14 protein-coding genes are annotated in these 18,041 nt (G+C 63.3%); 1 reads left to right on the top strand and 13 read right to left on the bottom strand.

Annotated elements, in window-relative coordinates; translation table 11 throughout:
• Nucleotides 1-225: 225 nt before the first annotated feature.
• The 5 genes from B8446_RS06400 to B8446_RS06380 all read right to left on the bottom strand — a co-directional run bounded on the left by B8446_RS06400 (nucleotide 226) and on the right by B8446_RS06380 (nucleotide 5,797).
• On the bottom strand, nucleotides 226-642 hold the full coding sequence (locus B8446_RS06400) for a hypothetical protein (RefSeq protein WP_048848370.1): 417 nt from the start codon (nucleotides 640-642) through the stop codon (nucleotides 226-228).
• 130 nt (nucleotides 643-772) lie between these two features.
• Nucleotides 773-2,314 carry a glycerol kinase GlpK gene (gene glpK, locus B8446_RS06395; protein WP_048848368.1) on the bottom strand — a complete coding sequence of 514 codons (1,542 nt, stop codon included), beginning with the start codon at nucleotides 2,312-2,314 and terminating at the stop codon, nucleotides 773-775.
• A 42-nt stretch (nucleotides 2,315-2,356) separates the two neighbouring features.
• The gene (locus B8446_RS06390) at nucleotides 2,357-3,226 is read right to left on the bottom strand and encodes an MIP/aquaporin family protein (RefSeq protein ID WP_048848439.1); all 870 of its coding nucleotides are present in this window, start codon (nucleotides 3,224-3,226) and stop codon (nucleotides 2,357-2,359) included.
• Nucleotides 3,227-3,326: 100 nt separating this feature from the next.
• On the bottom strand, nucleotides 3,327-4,883 hold the full coding sequence (glpD, locus tag B8446_RS06385) for a glycerol-3-phosphate dehydrogenase (RefSeq protein WP_048848365.1): 1,557 nt from the start codon (nucleotides 4,881-4,883) through the stop codon (nucleotides 3,327-3,329).
• Between the two features lie 155 nt (nucleotides 4,884-5,038).
• Complete coding sequence (locus B8446_RS06380; RefSeq protein ID WP_264921907.1) at nucleotides 5,039-5,797, bottom strand: DeoR/GlpR family DNA-binding transcription regulator; 759 nt, start codon at nucleotides 5,795-5,797, stop codon at nucleotides 5,039-5,041.
• A 153-nt stretch (nucleotides 5,798-5,950) separates the two neighbouring features.
• On the opposite strand from B8446_RS06380, the gene uvrB reads away from it, so the two are divergent.
• Nucleotides 5,951-8,167, top strand: a complete 2,217-nt coding sequence (gene uvrB / locus B8446_RS06375; RefSeq protein ID WP_048848362.1) for an excinuclease ABC subunit UvrB — start codon at nucleotides 5,951-5,953, stop codon at nucleotides 8,165-8,167.
• 60 nt (nucleotides 8,168-8,227) lie between these two features.
• Here the strand turns inward: uvrB and B8446_RS06370 are convergent, their stop codons facing one another.
• The 8 genes from B8446_RS06370 to B8446_RS06335 all read right to left on the bottom strand — a co-directional run bounded on the left by B8446_RS06370 (nucleotide 8,228) and on the right by B8446_RS06335 (nucleotide 17,951).
• The gene (locus B8446_RS06370) at nucleotides 8,228-9,280 is read right to left on the bottom strand and encodes an NAD(P)-dependent alcohol dehydrogenase (protein ID WP_148505879.1); all 1,053 of its coding nucleotides are present in this window, start codon (nucleotides 9,278-9,280) and stop codon (nucleotides 8,228-8,230) included.
• Nucleotides 9,281-9,318: 38 nt separating this feature from the next.
• Complete coding sequence (locus B8446_RS06365; protein WP_048848358.1) at nucleotides 9,319-10,266, bottom strand: ABC transporter substrate-binding protein; 948 nt, start codon at nucleotides 10,264-10,266, stop codon at nucleotides 9,319-9,321.
• A gap of 180 nt (nucleotides 10,267-10,446) precedes the next feature.
• Nucleotides 10,447-11,646 carry a sugar ABC transporter permease gene (locus tag B8446_RS06360; RefSeq protein ID WP_048848356.1) on the bottom strand — a complete coding sequence of 400 codons (1,200 nt, stop codon included), beginning with the start codon at nucleotides 11,644-11,646 and terminating at the stop codon, nucleotides 10,447-10,449.
• A gap of 1 nt (nucleotide 11,647) precedes the next feature.
• On the bottom strand, nucleotides 11,648-13,249 hold the full coding sequence (locus B8446_RS06355) for a xylose ABC transporter ATP-binding protein (RefSeq protein WP_048848354.1): 1,602 nt from the start codon (nucleotides 13,247-13,249) through the stop codon (nucleotides 11,648-11,650).
• Nucleotides 13,250-13,256: 7 nt separating this feature from the next.
• Entirely contained in the window at nucleotides 13,257-14,276 is a 1,020-nt protein-coding gene (xylF, locus tag B8446_RS06350; protein WP_048848353.1) for a D-xylose ABC transporter substrate-binding protein, read from the bottom strand.
• A gap of 82 nt (nucleotides 14,277-14,358) precedes the next feature.
• The gene (locus tag B8446_RS06345) at nucleotides 14,359-15,297 is read right to left on the bottom strand and encodes an ABC transporter substrate-binding protein (protein WP_048848351.1); all 939 of its coding nucleotides are present in this window, start codon (nucleotides 15,295-15,297) and stop codon (nucleotides 14,359-14,361) included.
• 41 nt (nucleotides 15,298-15,338) lie between these two features.
• Nucleotides 15,339-16,358 (bottom strand): ABC transporter permease subunit, encoded by a 1,020-nt coding sequence (locus tag B8446_RS06340; RefSeq protein ID WP_048848349.1) that lies wholly within the window; start codon nucleotides 16,356-16,358, stop codon nucleotides 15,339-15,341.
• A gap of 30 nt (nucleotides 16,359-16,388) precedes the next feature.
• Entirely contained in the window at nucleotides 16,389-17,951 is a 1,563-nt protein-coding gene (locus B8446_RS06335) for a sugar ABC transporter ATP-binding protein (protein WP_048848346.1), read from the bottom strand.
• Nucleotides 17,952-18,041 lie beyond the last annotated feature (90 nt).

Genomic DNA, 18,041 nt, shown 5'->3' with positions numbered 1-18,041 from the left:
TCCTGTCACGCCACAGAATCAGCGTTCAGTGGAGCCGCTCTAGGTCGATTGTCTGACGTTCGCCGCCTTGTGGCCGCCCTCCGCCGGGGCGGGGCAACGGGCGGCGAATTGTGTCCCGAATCTGTGACTCGGTCGTCGGATCCGTGTCAGGCTTGACGGATGATCCTCGCGCGAAGGCAATCAACCCACCGTTGCGCGGCGGGTTTTGATCCCGGCGGGTGAGGCCTAGAAAATGTCCTTGATAAGGTCGTCGCCGATTCCGAAGCCGGCTCCGGCTTCGACCGAACGTGCGAACCCGGAATTCAGGAAATTGTTGAAGAAACCGCCGCCCTGCTGAGCGGCCGGCTGCGGCTGCGGTGCGGGTGCGTAGCCCTGCTGCTGGCCGTAATCCTGAGGTGCATACGTCTGGGCCTGCTGCGCCATGGCGTTATGCAGATTCTGCAACAGGGCCGCGACCTGCTGCTGTTCAGCCTGAAACGAGAGCGCCAACTCACGCAGGTCGAGCATCCATTCCCGGGCCTGCTGGTCGCCGCTCTGGGCCGCAGCCTGAAGCTTGTTGCCCAATGTCTGGAGCGCTTGGGCTGACTGCTGAGCCTGCCCCTGGAGCTGGGTGTAGGTCTGATCGATCGTCTGGATGTCCATGGGCGTGTTCCGTCGAATGGCGATTGAATGTGTCATAGCATGGCAAGGCACGCCGGACACGACAAGGGCGCCGACGGAAATCCGTCGACGCCCCTGTCAGACCGGTTCGGGCGAAGATGCGCCCGCGATGTCAGGCCGCGTGGCTGGACACCGGATGGATCGACGGCTTCGTCTCGGCCGGAACCTGCGGCGTGAGCGTGCGGCGTACCGCATCGGCCCAGCCATTCAGCATCGTGCGGCGCTGGTTGGCTTCCATCTGCGGGCGGAACACGCGGTCTTCCGACCATGTCGCCGCGACCTCGGACAGGTCATTCCAGACGCCTGTGGCCAGGCCAGCGAGAAAGGCCGCCCCTTGTGCCGTCGTCTCGAGATCGCGTGGTCGCTGGACCTCGGCCTGGAGCATGTCGGACAGGAACTGGCAGAACCAGTCATTCGCCGCCATGCCGCCGTCGATCCGCAGGCGACGGGCCTGCGCACCGCCGTCCTCGCGCATCGCATGGGCCAGATCGTAGGTCTGGAACGCCACGGATTCGAGCGCTGCACGCGCGATATGTGCGGATGTCGAACCAAGTGTCAGGCCGCAGATAAGGCCGCGTGCATCCGGATCCCAGTGCGGCGCACCGAGGCCCACGAAAGCCGGCACCATGAAGACGCCGTGGCTGTCCGGAATGCGCGTCGCCATGTCGTCCGTCTGGGACGCGTGGGTGATCAGGTGCAGCCCGTCACGCAGCCACTTGATCGCAGCCCCTGCGACGAAGATCGAGCCTTCGAGCGCGTAATTGGTCTGGCCGCGCATCCGGTAGGCGACGGTCGTGAGCATCCTGTTCTGCGACATGACGGGCTTCGTGCCCGTATTGAGCAGCATGAAGCAGCCCGTGCCGTAGGTCGACTTGGCCATGCCTTCCTCGAAGCATGCCTGGCCGACCACGGCTGCCTGTTGGTCGCCGGCCATGCCGCCGATCGGAATCGGGCGGCCGAAAAGCGATGCATCGGTCTCGCCGAAGATCGTGCTGTTGTCGCGCACTTCCGGCAGGATCGCACGCGGGATCCGGAATAGGCGCAGCAGTTCCTCGTCCCAGTCCTGCTTGTGGATGTCGAACAGCAGTGTGCGGCAGGCATTCGTGATGTCGGTCGCATGCACGCGGCCGCCGGTCAGACGCCACAGCAGAAAGCTGTCGATCGTGCCGCAGGCAAGCTTGCCCGCTTCTGCCGCATCCCGTGCGCCGGGCGCGTTGTCGAGGATCCAGGCAAATTTCGTCGCCGAGAAATACGGGTCGAGCAGCAGGCCCGTCTTGGCGCGTACCGTTTCCTCGATCCCGTCGGCCTTCATCTTCTGGCACAGGGCACTTGTACGGCGATCCTGCCAGACGATGGCCTTGTAGACCGGTCGCCCGGTGTCGCGCTCCCAGATCACGACGGTTTCGCGCTGGTTGGTGATACCGATGCCTGCGATCCGCTCCGGCGATCCGGCCTGCTCGATCGCCTCGCGGGCGGTCTGGACGACATCGCGCCAGATCTGTTCGGCATCGTGCTCCACCCAGCCCGGCTCCGGATAGAACTGCTCGAACTCGCGGCGGGCGACGGACAGGCTGTGGGCCCGGTTGTCGAAGACGATCGAGCGTGTCGAGGTCGTGCCCTGGTCGATGGCGAGAATGCGGTCTTGCTTGGTCATGATGGTGCTCCTTGAAGGGTCCGTGTCAGGGTCGAGACGGTCTCAGGGATGGGACGGCGTGCCGAAATGGTTGGGATCGGCGAGCGGAACGGGGGTGGGTGCTGTCACTTCCGCCGTGGGCAGCGGCGCATTGGGCATGAAGGGCCGCAGCAGCGTGTGATACATGCCGGCACCGATCAGGCCGCCGAGAATGGGCGCTGCGATCGGAACCCACCAGTAATTCATGGGAGCAGGGAAGGCGGACGAGCCCCAGCCCGCGAAGTAGCAGAAGATGCGCGGCCCAAGGTCACGGGCGGGATTGATGGCCCATGCATCCAGATAGCCGGCCGATGCACCGATGGTCGCGACCAGAAGGCCGATGATCAGGGCGGACGTGTTCGCCTGCGGTGCCTGCGTGTTGAACTGGCAGGTGATCGCGAAGATTCCGAACAGCAGCATCGCCGTCAGCACCGTCTCGTCGAAGAAGGCATGCCTCGCCGTGATGTAATCACCGGGATGAGTGAAGAACACGCCCGCGGCCCCACCATCCAGTGCACGCGTCAGATGATGCGTCGCATTGAAATGGTCGATGACCGGCCCGAAGAGGGCATAGACGAGGGCCGCGCCGATGATGCCGCCGACGATCTGTGCCGCGCAATAGGCAGGCACCTTCTTCCACGAGAAACCGCGATACGTCGCGAGCGCGATCGTGACCGCAGGATTGGCGTGCGTGCCGCTGACGGCGCCCGTCGCGTAGATCGCGATCGTCACGCCCAGGCCCCAGACGATACAGACGCCCCAATAGGCGGTCTTGTACGGGCTCGGATCATAGAGCGTGTACATCGCAGCGACGCTGTCACCAAAGAGGATGATGATGATGACAGCGAACATCTCGCAGATGAGTTCACCAAGAAACTTCTTCTGCGGTGTCATGGTCCGGGCATCCGCCCGGGCGATCGGATCTGTGGACATATGTTTCGTTCCTAGAACGAATCGGTGGGATGCCGCGCGGCATGGGCCGCGCGTGGTTGCGTTAGGCGACGTGCGATACGGAGGGCGCGGTTCGCCGGTGGGTCATGTAGGCATCAAGTCGGGTGACCTGGGCCTGGTCGAGAACCAGTCCAAGCTTCGAGCGGCGCCAGAGAACGTCCTGCGCGGTGCGGGCCCATTCGTGATCCATCAGGTAATCGACTTCACGTTCCGAAAGGCCGCCACCGAAATCCTGTCCGAGATCAGCGGCCGCACGGCCCGCGATATCGAACGCGCGCGTCCCGTAGTTGCGCGCCAGACGCCAGGCCGTCTTCTTGTCGAGATAGGGCGCCTTCGCCCTGAGCCTGGCGAGCAGCTTGTCGAATTCCCGACTCTGGAAATCGCCGCCCGGCAGGGGACGGGACGCCGTCCATCCGGGACTGGAAACGGCCGACAGGACGGGGGCCAGCTTCTCCAGGGCATGCTCGGCCAGTTTGCGATATGTCGTGATCTTGCCGCCGAAGATCGACAGAACAGGCGCGCCGCCATCCGTGTTCAGGTCGAGCACGTAATCGCGGGTGACCGCCGAGGCATTCGCGGCCGCGTCGTCATAAAGCGGCCTGACACCCGCATACGTCCATTTCACATCGGCCGGAGAGACCGACTTGCTGAAGTAGCGGTTGAAGCTGTCGCACAGATACGTGATTTCCTCCCCGGAGATCTCGACGTGACCCGGATCCTGCGTCCACGGAATGTCCGTGGTGCCGATCAGCGTGTAGTCGTTCTCGTAAGGAATCGCGAAAATGATGCGCTTGTCAGGGTTTTGCAGAATGTAGGCCTGCGGACCGTCGAACTGGCGCGGCACCACGATGTGGCTGCCCTTGACCATGCGGACCTGCTTGTTTCCGCTCACGGCCAGTGTCCTGTGCAGCAGTTTCGCAACCCACGGGCCCGCCGCATTGACCAGAGTCCGGGCCTTTATGGTCCGCCGTGCGCCTGTTTCGGTGTCTTCGAGCGTTGCTTCCCAGTACGTTGCCTGACGCGTGGCTCCGATCAGACGCGTGCGCGTGTTGATGTCCGCGCCCAGCGAGGCCGCGTCCATGGCATTCAGCGCGACCAGACGGCTGTCCTGAACCCATCCGTCCGAATAGATGAAGCCCTTCGTGTATTCCGGCTTGAGGCCTGCGCCGACCGAACTCTGTTGCAGACGCACGGCGCGCGTGCGCGGCAGGGTCATGTTCGGTGCGAGATGATCGTAGATGAACAGCCCAAGGCGCAGGAGCCACGCCGGACGGAGCAGCTTCGAGTGCGGCAGGACGAAGCGCATCGGCCAGATGATATGAGGGGCGATCTTCAGAAGCCGGTCGCGCTCAATCAACGCCTCCCGGACGAGCCGGAACTCGTAATATTCCAGATAACGCAGGCCGCCATGGATCAGCTTGGTGCTGGCGGATGACGTGTGACCTGCGAGATCGTCCTGTTCGACCAGCATGACGCTGGCGCCGCGGCCTGCCGCATCGCGCGCGATGCCGCAACCGTTGACCCCGCCGCCGATGACCAGAAGATCGATCATGTCATGCTGCGGCGCATGGGCGGTCGTGATGGAACTGATCGACGACATGGCTGCCTCCCTAACTTGGAGGCATTCGTATCCGAACATCACCGCGTGCATCAACGGCGATAACGAGCAAAAGAGAACGCGTTTTCGTGAGGAACGAACGATTTGTCACAGAAGCGTGTTCGGTTTGCGCCAATACGCGCCGGGCGCTGCGCCAGTCAGGGCGGCGCGATATGGATGCGCGTCCTGCATTGCGCCAGCATGGCACGCGCGCCCGGCGGGGGATCGCGATCCGTGATGAAATCATGGACATCGCGGATATGCCCGACGCAGCCCATGGCGCGACGCTGCCATTTCGTATGGTCGGCAAGCAGAAGCACGCGCTGCGAATTCCTCATGATCATCCGGGCGCAATGGATCTCCTCGACATCGAAGTCGAGCAATGAGCCATCCTCGTCGATCCCGCTGATCCCGATGACGCCGAAATCCGCGCGGAATGCGGAGAGGTTCTCGGTTGCGCTCGATCCCACGATTCCACCGTCATGCGACCGCACCGTGCCGCCTGCGATCACCACCTGATAATCGGGCCGCGGCGCGAGTGTTGCTGCCACATGCAGGTTGTTGGTGATGACACGAAGGCGCGGACACTGGCCGAGCGATGCGGCAAAGGCCTCCGTCGTCGTACCGATATTGATGAACAGGGCGGCGTCGGGCGTGATGAGACCCGCGGCACAGCGGCCGATCGCCGCCTTTTCGAGACGGTTGCGGACCTGACGTTCCCCATACGCAATGTTCTCGACCGATGAAGGCAGCCCCGCGCCCCCGTGGTGGCGCATCACATGCCCTTCATCGGCCAGTCGGTTCACGTCGCGACGGATGGTCTGGACGGCAACGCCGAAATGGCGGGCAAGGTCTTCGTTGGAGAGATAACCCCGGGTCCGCACCATGGAGACGATCTCGCGCAGGCGAGGGGTCAGGGTGGTTCGTTCGGAATCGCGCGTGTCAGGTTCGTATTCGCTCAAATGCTGTCTCATCATCGAAGGACGTGCGTCGATCTGGCCTCTTGCCGCGTTAGGCGTCAACGATCGAAACACCTTGCGCCGCGACCGTCAGGAGCCATCTTCTACGCCATGTCTGCATCTGCCGCCCGTTCCTCGCTTCCCGATATGCCCATGGCCTTCACGCCCGAGCGCCAGCCTGCGAAGGCCAAGGTGCGGCGGATGGAGGCCGTCTCGGATTACGAACCCGCCGGCGACCAGCCGACGGCGATCGCGGAACTCGTGCGCGGCGTCGAAGAAGGCGAACGCGATCAGGTCCTGCTGGGCGTCACCGGTTCGGGCAAGACGTTCACCATGGCCAAGGTGATCGAGGCGACACAGAAGCCGACGCTCGTGCTGGCACCGAACAAGACGCTGGCCGCCCAGCTCTACGGCGAGATGAAGCAGTTCTTTCCGAACAACGCGGTGGAATACTTCGTCTCGTACTACGACTACTACCAGCCGGAAGCCTATGTCCCGCGCTCGGACACGTATATCGAGAAGGACAGCCAGATCAACGAGCAGATCGACCGCATGCGCCACGCGGCGACACAGGCTCTGCTCGAACGCAACGACGTCATCATCGTGGCGTCCGTCAGCTGCATCTACGGTATCGGTTCAGTCGAGACCTACTCGAAGATGGTGGTGAAGCTGGAGACCGGCGGCTCCATCGACCGCGACCGGCTCATCAAGGCGCTTGTGGAACTGCAGTATCGCCGCAACGATGCGGCCTTCCAGCGCGGCACGTTCCGGGTCAGGGGTGAGCAGATCGACGTCTTCCCCGTGCAGAACGAGGATCGCGCCTGGCGGATCTCGCTGTTCGGCGATGAGATCGACCAGATCACCGAGTTCGACCCGCTGACCGGCGACAAGACGGCGGACCTCGCGGAGATCAGCCTCTATGCGAATTCGCACTACGTCACGCCGAGGCCGACGCTCAATCAGGCGATCATCGGCATCAAGCAGGAACTGAAGGGCCGTCTGGAGCAGTTCACGGCGGAAGGCAAACTGCTCGAGGCCGAACGCCTGCGCCAGCGTACCACGTTCGATCTCGAGATGATCGAGACGACGGGCGCCTGCAAGGGCATCGAGAACTACTCGCGCTATCTCTCCGGACGCGGCCCCGGCGATCCGCCGCCGACCCTGTTCGAATATCTGCCCGAAGACGCGCTTCTTATCGTGGACGAGAGCCATGTGACTGTGCCGCAGATCGGCGGCATGGAGCGCGGAGACTTCGCGCGCAAATCGATCCTGTCGGATTTCGGCTTCCGCCTGCCGTCCTGCATCGACAACCGGCCGCTGAAGTTCGGTGAATGGGAAGCCTTCCGCCCGCAGACCGTGTTCGTCAGCGCAACACCCGGTCCATGGGAAATGGAGCGGACCGGCGGTGTCTTCGCCGAGCAGATCATTCGTCCGACAGGGCTGATCGACCCTGTCACGATCGTGCGGCCGGTCGAAGGGCAGGTGGACGATCTGCTTGCGGAATGCCGCGATACGATCAGCAAGGGTGGCCGTATTCTGGTCACGACGCTGACCAAGCGCATGGCGGAGGACCTCACGGATTATCTCGGCGAAGCAGGTATCCGCGTGCGTTACCTCCATTCCGACGTCGATACGCTTGAGCGCATCGAGATCATCCGGGATCTGCGTCTGGGTGCGTTCGACGTTCTGGTCGGTATCAACCTGCTGCGCGAGGGGCTCGACATTCCCGAGTGCGCGCTGGTGGCGATCCTGGATGCCGACAAGGAAGGCTTCCTGCGCAGCAGGACATCACTGATCCAGACCATCGGACGCGCCGCACGCAACGTGGATGGTCATGTCCTGCTCTATGCGGACAAGATGACCGACAGTCTGAAGTTCGCAATCGAGGAAACGGCACGCCGTCGTGCGAAGCAGACCGAATGGAACGAAGCGCACGGGATTACGCCGCAGAGCGTGCGCACGAAGATCGGCGATGCGCTAGGCTCCGTGTTCGAGCAGGACTACGTCACTGTCGCGCCCGATGCGGAGGGCGATACGAAGGAGTTCGTCGGCAAGTCACTGGGGGCCTCGATCCAGGATCTGGAGAAGCGGATGCGCGAGGCGGCAGGCAATCTCGATTTCGAACAGGCCGCCCGCCTGCGCGACGAGATCAAGCGGCTCGAAGCGATCGAACTCGGCCTCGATGCGCCGGCGATCGGCAATTCCACCGCGGGCCGCCCGGGCGCCCGCAAACCCAAGGACCACACCCCGAAGCCGCTCGGGCCGGGCGGCGGCGGGTATGATCCGAACAAGAAGCGCGGCGGAGGCCGCAGGCGCGGGTCTAAGTAAGCCTGGAAGCCTCGTCCCGGCCGAGCCAGATTGCTCGGCCGGTGCGGTGCCGTCCTGCGGTTACGGTGTATCCGAGCCCACGCGGATCTGGAGTTTGACGTCGGTGGCGCGGGCTTCGGCGGCGCGTTCGAAGGCCGCCACCGAATCTTCGAAAGCGAACGTTTCCGCGATCAGGGGCTTCAGGTCGATCTTGCCGGATGCCATCAGATCGAGCGCGCGGTCGAACACATTGGCATAGCGGAAGACCGTCTCGATCCGGATCTCCTTGGCCTGTGCCGAGACGATATCGAACGGTGCCTTGTCAGGTGGCATGCCGACCAGCACGACCGTCCCTCCGGGTCGTACGGCGGCCAGCACATCGTCATACACGTGCGGACTGCCGCTGGCCTCGAACACCACGTCCGCTCCCCAGTCCGCGCCGCACAGCGTATCGAGGCGCGCGCGCAGGCTTTCCTCCCGGACGTTGAGCGGGACCAGGCCCGGATAGCGCGCCGCATTGGCGAGCTTGTCCGGCGCGACGTCGGTGATGATGACCTCGGACGCGCCGCCTGCGAGCGCCGACAGCGCTACTATCAGGCCGATCGTGCCGCATCCCGTGACGGCGCATCGATCGCCGGGCTTCAGACCGGCCTTCACGGCTGCCTGAATACCGATCGCAAGCGGTTCCACCATCGCACCTTCCGCGAAGGACACGCTGTCCGGCAGGCGGAAGGTACAGGCCGCCGGATGCACGACCGATGGCGTCAGACAGCCATGGATCGGTGGCGTCGCCCAGAACCGCACGGCGGGATCGACATTGTAGAGGCCCATTCGCGAGGCGCGGGACCGTGCGTCGGGAATGCCGGGCTCCATGCAGACCCGATCGCCGACGGCGAGATGTCGAACCCCGCCGCCGATCTCGGTCACGATACCGGATGCCTCATGACCCAGAACCATGGGTTCGCGGACGACGAATGGGCCGATATGCCCATGCGTGTAATAGTGGACATCGCTGCCGCAGATGCCCACCGTGTGGATCGCCACACGGACATCGTCGGGACCAAGTTCGGACGGAACATCGATGTCCCGGATCGACAGGACATGCTCACGTTCGAGGACAAGCGCACGTGCCAGGGCCATTTTCGAAAGACTTTCCTGTTTGCGACGCGGGTTCACCAGCCCTTGTACTGGGCGACCGTATCCATCGTCACGAGTTCCGGCTCGATCAGGTTCATCGTCTTTTCCGGCTTGCGGCCGTCCATGAGGCCGAAGCCGATGTCCACGGCCATGCTGCCTTCCAACGTTGGATTCTGCGATGCCGTCGCCTTGATCATGCCGCCCGACTTGATGGCGTTGACGGCGTCAGGCGACCCGTCAATGGATGAGATGATGATGTTCGTCCGGTGCAGTTGCCGCGCCGCGAGCTCCGCGCCGATCGCCTGGGGATCGTCGACCGTGAAGACGCCCTTGAAGTCGGGAAAGCGCGTCAGGTGTCCCATCATGACGTTCATGCCGCCATCACGCGCCACGTTCCCGTTCTGATTATCCGACAGGACTTTCAGTTCGGGATATTTCGCAAGCGATTCCCGGCATCCCTTCATACGCTCGATGATGGAGGACACCTGCGGGCCGGTCTGAATGACGATATTGCCCTGCTTGAGCGTCTCGCCGAGATATTTGCAGGCCAGGCGACCGGCCTGCGTGTTGTCGGTCTGCACGGTCGCATCGACGTTCTTGGCGGCGACATCCACGGCAATGACGACGATGCCGGCGGCACGCGCACGGCTGACAGCAGTGCCGATCGCGTTCGGGTCGGCGGCGGCCAGAAGAATGATGTCTGCGCCGGCGGAGATGAAATTGTCGATCTGGCCGGACTGTTTGCCCAGATCGTATTCGGACGATACCGCAAGAATCTTCGCCTGCGGATTGATCTTGTGAGCTGCTTCCGTCGCGCCGCGGACGAGAGAGACGAAGTAGGGGTTGCCCAGCGATCCCACCGAAATGCCGACGGTATCAAGCGTTTTGGATGGGGCTGCGTGCGCCGCACCGGCGCCGAGGCTGCCTGCCAGCAACGCTGCGATCGAGCACAGGAACCTGGAAGATCGGGCTGTCCGCGACATGAAGAAACCTCTGGAACCTTGTTGAATGATGCTCCGGTTTTTTACATCCGGGTCGTCATTCCGCGCGCCCGCAGGTGCAAAGTCAATTTGCCGATCCAACACTTATGAGCGACGAATATAACGAAATATCGTTAACCGATGCAGGGCGGATCGGAGCTTTCGCCCTGCATCGAAAACGCATCAGCGCCGGGCGCTGGTGGCGATGTCCAGCCAGACCGCAAGCAGCAGGATCACGCCCTTCACGATCATCTGCCAGAACGTGTCGAGGCCCATCATGGACATGCCGTTATCGAGGCTCGCCATGAACAGGGCGCCAAACAAAGCACCCGCGACCGTGCCTGCGCCCCCGCGCATGGACGTGCCGCCGATGATGCATGACGAGATGGCGTCCAGCTCGCCAAGACTGCCGGCCGACGGCGTGCCGGCGGCGAGGCGGGCTGTCGTGATGAGGCCGGCGAGGGCGGCCATCGTGCCCATGATTGCGAAAATCACCAGCTTGTTCAGCCGGACGTCAACGCCGGACAGGCGAGTCGCCTCAAGATTGCCGCCGATTGCGTAAATGCGGCGACCGAACACCGTCTGACGGCTGACGAAGCTGAAAATGCCTGCGACACTCAGGAGAATCAGCACGGGGAAGGGAACGCCCTCGTACGAATCCAGCACTACCATGAAGCCGCCGATGACGGCTGCGTAAAGAGCGATCCGCAGATAGACCTGCCATGCGGGTGCTGTCGCGAGACCCACGGCCAGGCGGCGCTGATGCGTGCGCCATGTCGTCACCGCCAGGACGCCGAACAGGACAACTGCACAGGCATCACCGATCCGAAGCGGCACGTAGGACTGTCCGATCCTGACCAGCGCCTGGGACACGGGTGCGATGGTCTCGCCGCCGGTCACGCCGATGACGATGCCCCGGAAGGTCAGCATCCCGGCCAGACCGACGATGAACGACGGAATGTTCAGATAGGCGACCCAGAATCCGTTGAACGCCCCGACAGCGGCGCCGCACAGGAGGACGATCGGCACGGTGGCATAAGCCGGGACATGCGCAACGTCGAGCAGTGCCGCAACGCCGCCGAGAAGCCCGAGCAGCGAGCCGACAGACAGATCGATTTCACCGGAGATGATGACGAAACTCATCCCGCAGGCCAGCATGCCCGTGATCGCCATCTGGCGCAGGAGGTTCGACAGGTTGCGCGGCAACGTGAAGTCGCCGCCCGTCATGTAGGAAAAGAACGCGCCCACGACCACGATCGCGACGATCAACGCCAGGATCTTGTTGCGCGCGAACGCATCCCGCACGGAGCGGACCGAGCGCGGCTGGCGCGCGCGGGGCGGAGGCACGAATGTGGGGTTCGCAGTTTGAGCTTCGGGCGCCATGTCAGAGTTGTCCTGCGGTCTGGGCCGGATGGGCGTCGGACGTGTCCGCGCCGATCGCGGCCGAGAGAACCTGTTCCTGGGTCAGTCCGTCGTTGGTGAAGTCCCCGCGCAGCCGGCCTTCGCCGATCACCAGCACCCGGTCGCTGATGCCGAGGACTTCCGGCAGTTCGGACGAGACCATGATGATCGCGACACCATCTCGCGCGAGTTCGTAGATCAACCGATAGATCTCGTATTTGGCGCCGACATCGACGCCCCGTGTGGGCTCGTCGAGGATGAGGACGCGGGGCTTGGGCATCAGCATGCGAGAGATCACCGCCTTCTGCTGATTGCCGCCGGACAGGTTGGAAATGGCGAGGGCAGGGCTTGCGGTCCGGATGCGCATGGCCGCGATGTCATGGTCGATCGCACGACCTTCGCTGTCCACGTCCAGCACGCCATGGCGTGCGAACTGCGGCAGGGTCGCCATCGTCATGTTGTGCCCGACCGCCATGCCCGGCACGATGCCGTGCGCCTTGCGGTCTTCCGGCACCATGCAGATCCCGGCCTTCACCGCATCGCGTGGCGAGCGGATCGCGCATTTTCGTCCTTCGATGTAGATTTCGGCCGTATGCTCGCCGGGATAGGATCCGAACACGCTGCTGACGAGCTCGGTGCGCCCGGCGCCAACCAGACCGGCAATGCCGACGATCTCGCCGCGACGCACCGAAAACGACACGTCGTCGACGCGCTTGCGGGACCGATCATGTCGGGAGAACGCCGTCACGTGCCGGGCCTCGAACACGACATCACCGATTTCGTGCGGCTCGCGCGGGTAGAGATTGGTCATCTCGCGGCCGACCATCATGCGAATGATCTCACGTGGCGACAGGCCGCTCATGGGCGCCGAGCCAATAAACCGGCCGTCCCTGATGACGGTCACGCTGTCGGCAATGGCCGCGACCTCATCGAGCTTGTGCGAAATATAGACGCACGCAACGCCGCTTTCCTTGAGATCGCGGATCAGGCTGAGCAGGGTGTCGATTTCCGAGCGGCTCAGCGACGAGGACGGCTCGTCGAGGATCAGCAACCGTGCGTTCTTCGCGAGCGCACGGGCGATCTCGATCAGTTGCTGCTCGCCGCCGCCATAATGGCTGACGGGCTCCGCGGGGTTGATGTGTCCCATGCGGAGCCTGCGCAGCAGCACCTGCGACTGGGCGTTCATCGCGTCGAAGTCGATCTGCCCGTGCCGCGTCGGTTCGCGTCCGAGAAAGATGTTCTCGGCAACGGACAATTGCGGAACGAGCATGAGTTCCTGATGGATGATGACGATGCCGGCGGCTTCCGTGTCCCGGATCGAATTCGCCCGGAGTTCACGGCCTTCCCACAGGATCTGCCCTTCCCAGGTGCCATAGGGATAAACCGCCGACAGCACCTTCATCATCGTGGATTTGCCGGCGCCGTTCTCGCCGCACAGGCCGACGCATTCGCCCGCATGCACGACGAGATCGATCCCATCCAGCGCGGCCACACCGGAAAAGCTCTTCCTGATGCCGCGCATTTCGAGAAGAGGTGCACCCGTGCGCGGCGTGTCCTGCACGGGTGTCAGCGGTTCCGCCAGCATGGCACGCCTACTTCATTCCGAGTTGGGCAGCTGTATAGAAACCATCACGAACGAGAACGTGGACGTTTTCGCGGGTGATCAGGATCGGTGTGAGCAGGATCGTATCGACGTTCTTCACGCCATTATTGATCTGCGCGTTGAACGGGGGCTTTTCACCGCGCACGAGCTGAACGGCGGTCTGGGCGGCTGTGGAGGCGATCTGCTTGAGCGGCTTGTAGACCGTGGAGGTCTGCGTGCCATCGAGAATACGCTTGATGGCGGCAAGATCGCTGTCCTGGCCGGACACAGGCACCTTGCCCGCGAGACCCTGGCCCTGAAGGGCCTGGATCGCACCGCCAGCAACACCGTCGTTCGAGGCGACAATGCCGTCGATCTTGTTGTTCTGGGCGGTCAGCGCGTCCTCGATGATCGACAGGGCCTGGGACGGGCTCCATTCAGGCACGTACCGCGCGCCGACGATCTTGATATCGCCGCGATCAATCAGCGGTTGCAGCACCTTCATCTGGCCCTGCCGCAGGAGCTTTGCGTTGTTATCCGTCGGTGCGCCGCCGAGCAGAAAGTAGTTCCCCTTGGGTTTGACGTCGACGACGGCCTGCGCCTGCATCTGGCCGACCCGGACGTTATCGAACGAGACATAGGCATCGATGTCGGCACCCAGGATCATGCGATCGTACGAGATCGTCTTGATGTTCGCCTGCTTCGCCTCGGATACGACATTAGTGAGCGCATTGGCGTTGAATGGGACAATGACGAGCGCGTCCATGTTGCGCGAGATCAGGTTCTCGAGCTGCGACGTCTGCCGTTGCTCACTGGCGTCCGCAGACTGAACATTGGTCGTGGCGCCGAGCGCCTTGGCGGCCGCCACGAAATAGTCCCGATCGCGCGACCAGCGCTCGACGCGCAGATCGTCGATGGAAAAACCGAGTTTCGGATGCGCCGTATCGGCAAATGCCGAGGGTATCTGCTCGGCAAGCCACGCGGCGGCTGGCGCCGTGCCAAGCAGGGACACGAAAGTGCGACGTTTCATGGGAGGTCTCCGGCTGCGCGGACCGTCCTTGCAGCCATGGGGTAACACTCGTTCTTGAAAGGGAAGGGCGGCGGGTGCGGCGTCAGTGTTCCGTCCAGCCGCGATAGCTGCCGACATTGTCGCTATTGACCAGCACGGGCGCCATCAGCTTCGTCTGGCCGCGCTGGCCATGTCCGTCGATGATCGCCTGCGCCATATCCACGGCGTTGGCACCCATCTGGTATGGATCCTGCGTGGACGATGCCTTGATGGCCGAATGACCGCTTTTCAGCGCCGAGACAAAATCCGGGGCGCCGTCGACGGACGTTACGATGATGTCGTGGCCATGACCCTGACGGATGGCGAGATCCGATCCTACCGCCTGCGGATCGTTGATCGTGAAGACGCCGTTCAGGTTCGGATAACGGACGAGATAGCCCTGCATGATCGAAAATCCGCCGTCGCGTGACCCCTGGCCGTTCTGGTCGTCCGTCACGACGTGGATTCCGGGGGCCTGCGAGAAGGCCTGCTTGCAGCCGGTGACGCGATCGATCACGGCCGAGACCTGCGGCCCGTTCTGAATGGCGACGTTGCCCTTGCCGCCGAGCGACTTGGCCAGGAACGCGCAGGAGAGGCGACCCGCCTCGACGTTATCGGTCTGCACGGTCGCATCGGCGCCCGCAGCCTTCACGTCGACGGCCACCACGACGATGCCGGCAGCCTGTGCCCGCTTGATCGCCGGCAGGATCGCCTGGGGATCGACGGCGTTGATCAGGATCAGCTGCACGCCGGATGCGATGAAATTGTCGATCTGGGAAAACTGCTTGTTCAGATCGTAATCAGCCGAAAGTGCGATGACGTGGGCCTGCGGATTGGTCTTGCGGGCCTCGGCCGTGGCGCCCTGGGTGAGCGCCACGAAATAGGGGTTTCCGAGCGAACCGAGTGTCACGCCGATCGAGTTGATCGGTTTGGCGGACGCAGGTGTTACGGCGGCGACCGCCGCCATGGCGACACCGGAGAGAAAAGCTGCAGTTTTGTTCATGGACTTTGTCCGAAGAAATGAGACTGAGGGCAGAAATGTGCTCAGGTGCGTGCCGCAGGCTGGCGGAAGCGGTCGAGGGCGACGGCGATAATGATCACCAGTCCCTTGACGATGAATTGCCAGATGTCGGACACGCCCACGAGAACGAGGCCGTTGGTCAGCACCGCGATCATGAGGCCGCCGACGAGCGTGCCCCAGATCGATCCGATGCCGCCGACGAAGGAAGTGCCGCCGAGGATCACGGCTGCGATAGCGTCCAGTTCGTAGGACTGACCCAGTTGCAGACCATTGGCGGCGTAGAGTCGTGCCGATGACATCACACCGCCCAGGCCGGCCAGCAGGCCCGAGAGGCAATAGACGAACATCAGGACGGCACCGACGCGAACACCGGACAGGCGCGCGGCCGACGGGTTGCCGCCCACCGCGTAGATATGCACGCCCAGCACGGTGCGACGCAGGACGAACCACGACGCCACGACCACGAGCAGCGCGATCACGGCAAGCCAGGGAATGACCAGCGTCGAGGTGATCGCGATCCCGTCATTGCCGATCCACGCATAGGGCAGATCGGCATTGAACACCGTACGGTCGCCGCCCATCAGACGTGCAATGCCGCGTACGGCCGTCAGGGTGCCGAGGGTTGCGATAAACGGCGGGATACGGATGCCTGCAATCAGGACGCCGTTGATCGCGCCGATGAGGAGGCCCACGAAAAGACAGGCCGGGATCGCCAGAAATCCGAACCCGTGCATCAGGGAGACGATCAGGCCGCCCATCGCCGATGCGGCGAGGATCGAACCGACCGAAAGATCAATCCCGCCCGTCAGGATGACGAACGTCATGCCCGAGGCCAGAACGATATTGATCGCAGCCTGCTGGGCCACGATCGAGAGGTTCTGCCCGCTGAGAAAGCGGTAGCCACCCAGCAGATGAAAACCGACTGCCAGCAGCACAAGCACGGGCAACATGCCTGCGGCCTGGATCGCACTGCGCATGCGCTCACGCGATGTCGAAACCTGTTGCGGAGCGGTACGCAGCGCAGAGGAGGTCGTGGACGTCATGACCCGTAAATCCTTGGAATTGACGTGGTATCAGGCCGCGATACCTGCGGCGTATTCCATGATGGCTTCCTGCGTGATCTCGGCTGCGCCATTGCCGCCGACCTCACCCATGATCGTGCCTTCGCGCATCACCAGCACCCGATCGCACAGGCCCACGATCTCGGGCATCTCGCTGGAGATGACGAGAATCGCGAGGCCTTTTGCGGCAAGTTCACCGATCAGCCTGTAGATTTCGGCTTTCGCGCCGATATCGACGCCACGTGTCGGCTCGTCGAGGATCAGCACCTTCGGCCCGGTTTCCAGCAACCGTCCCAGAAGAACTTTCTGCTGGTTGCCGCCGGAGAGACCGCCGACGGAGACGATCGGGCTGGCGGCCCGCACGCCGAGCGATGAAAACGCGTTTTTCGCGCGCGCCCGGCCGTGTTTGCGATCCAGCACGCCCCCGCGGGCATCCTGCTCGATGACGCCGAGATTGATGTTCGCAGCACAGGACATATCCAGGAACAGCCCCAGCGCCTTGCGGTCTTCCGTGAGATACGCGATCCCGCGGTCGAGTGCGTCGCGCGGCCGACGTGGCGCGAACGGCATGCCATCGAGGATGATGCGACCGGATTTCGGCTGCTCCGCGCCAAAGATCAGGCGGGCGAGCTCCGTGCGTCCGGCCCCGACCAGGCCGGCGAGGCCGAGCACTTCGCCGCGGTGAAGCGTCAGGCTGCAGTCGCGCACCCGTCCGGCATGATCCGAGAGATGCTGGACGTCCATGACGACATCATTGAAGACCGCCAGCGGATCGCGGTGCTTGACGTAAAATCCCGACAGGTCCCGCCCGACCATCATGTGCACGATCGCGGCACGGCTCAGTTCATGCCGGGCCAAGGTGCCCACGGCACATCCATCGCGCAGCACGGCGACCCGGTCGGCAAGCTCGTCGACCTCGGCCATGCGGTGGCTGATGTAAATCAGCGCGATGCCTTCTTCGCGCAACTGCCGCACCAGGGCGAACAGGCGCTCGGTTTCGCGGGAGGACAGGGCCGTCGTCGGCTCGTCCAGAATGAGAATCGACGACTTGCGGTGCAGGGAGCGCGCGATCTCCACAAGCTGCTGTTCGGCAACCGACAGACTTGAGACGATCGTCTCAGGTCCGAACGGAACGCCGAGCCGTTCGAGAAGCGGGGCCGAAGCGGCGTTCATCCCGGCACGATCCATCATGCCGCGACGTTTCGGCTCGTTGCCAAGGTAGATGTTTTCGGCGACCGTCAGATTGGGCGCGAGCGCCAGCTCCTGGTAGATGATCGCAATGCCGGCAGCACGGGCGGCCAGAGGGCTGTCGATCGAAACCCTGCGGCCATTGATCCGGATCTCCCCGCCCGGATCGGCGGAATAGGCCCCTGACAGGATCTTCATGAGGGTCGATTTTCCAGCGCCGTTCTCGCCCATCAGCGCCAGAACCTCGCCGCCATAGGCGCGAAGGGACACGTCGGACAGGGCACGCACACCGGGAAAGCTTTTGGATATATGCTGCATCTCGAGCGCCGGAGTTTCCGGGTCGGACCGGTTGTCATCAGGCGCCTGGGAGATCGGATGGTCAGTCATCGATATGGATCTCTCATCGGACAATCCGCACATCGGACTGTTCGATCTGTCTCATATTAACTCGGTGTAATCCGATCGTAATGTCATCTT

It is taken from the genome of Tanticharoenia sakaeratensis NBRC 103193 (assembly GCF_000963885.1).
Taxonomy (GTDB): Bacteria; Pseudomonadota; Alphaproteobacteria; order Acetobacterales; family Acetobacteraceae; genus Tanticharoenia; species Tanticharoenia sakaeratensis.
Note: the sequence above shows the minus strand (reverse complement) of the source record. Positions and strands in the feature narration are given on the sequence as shown.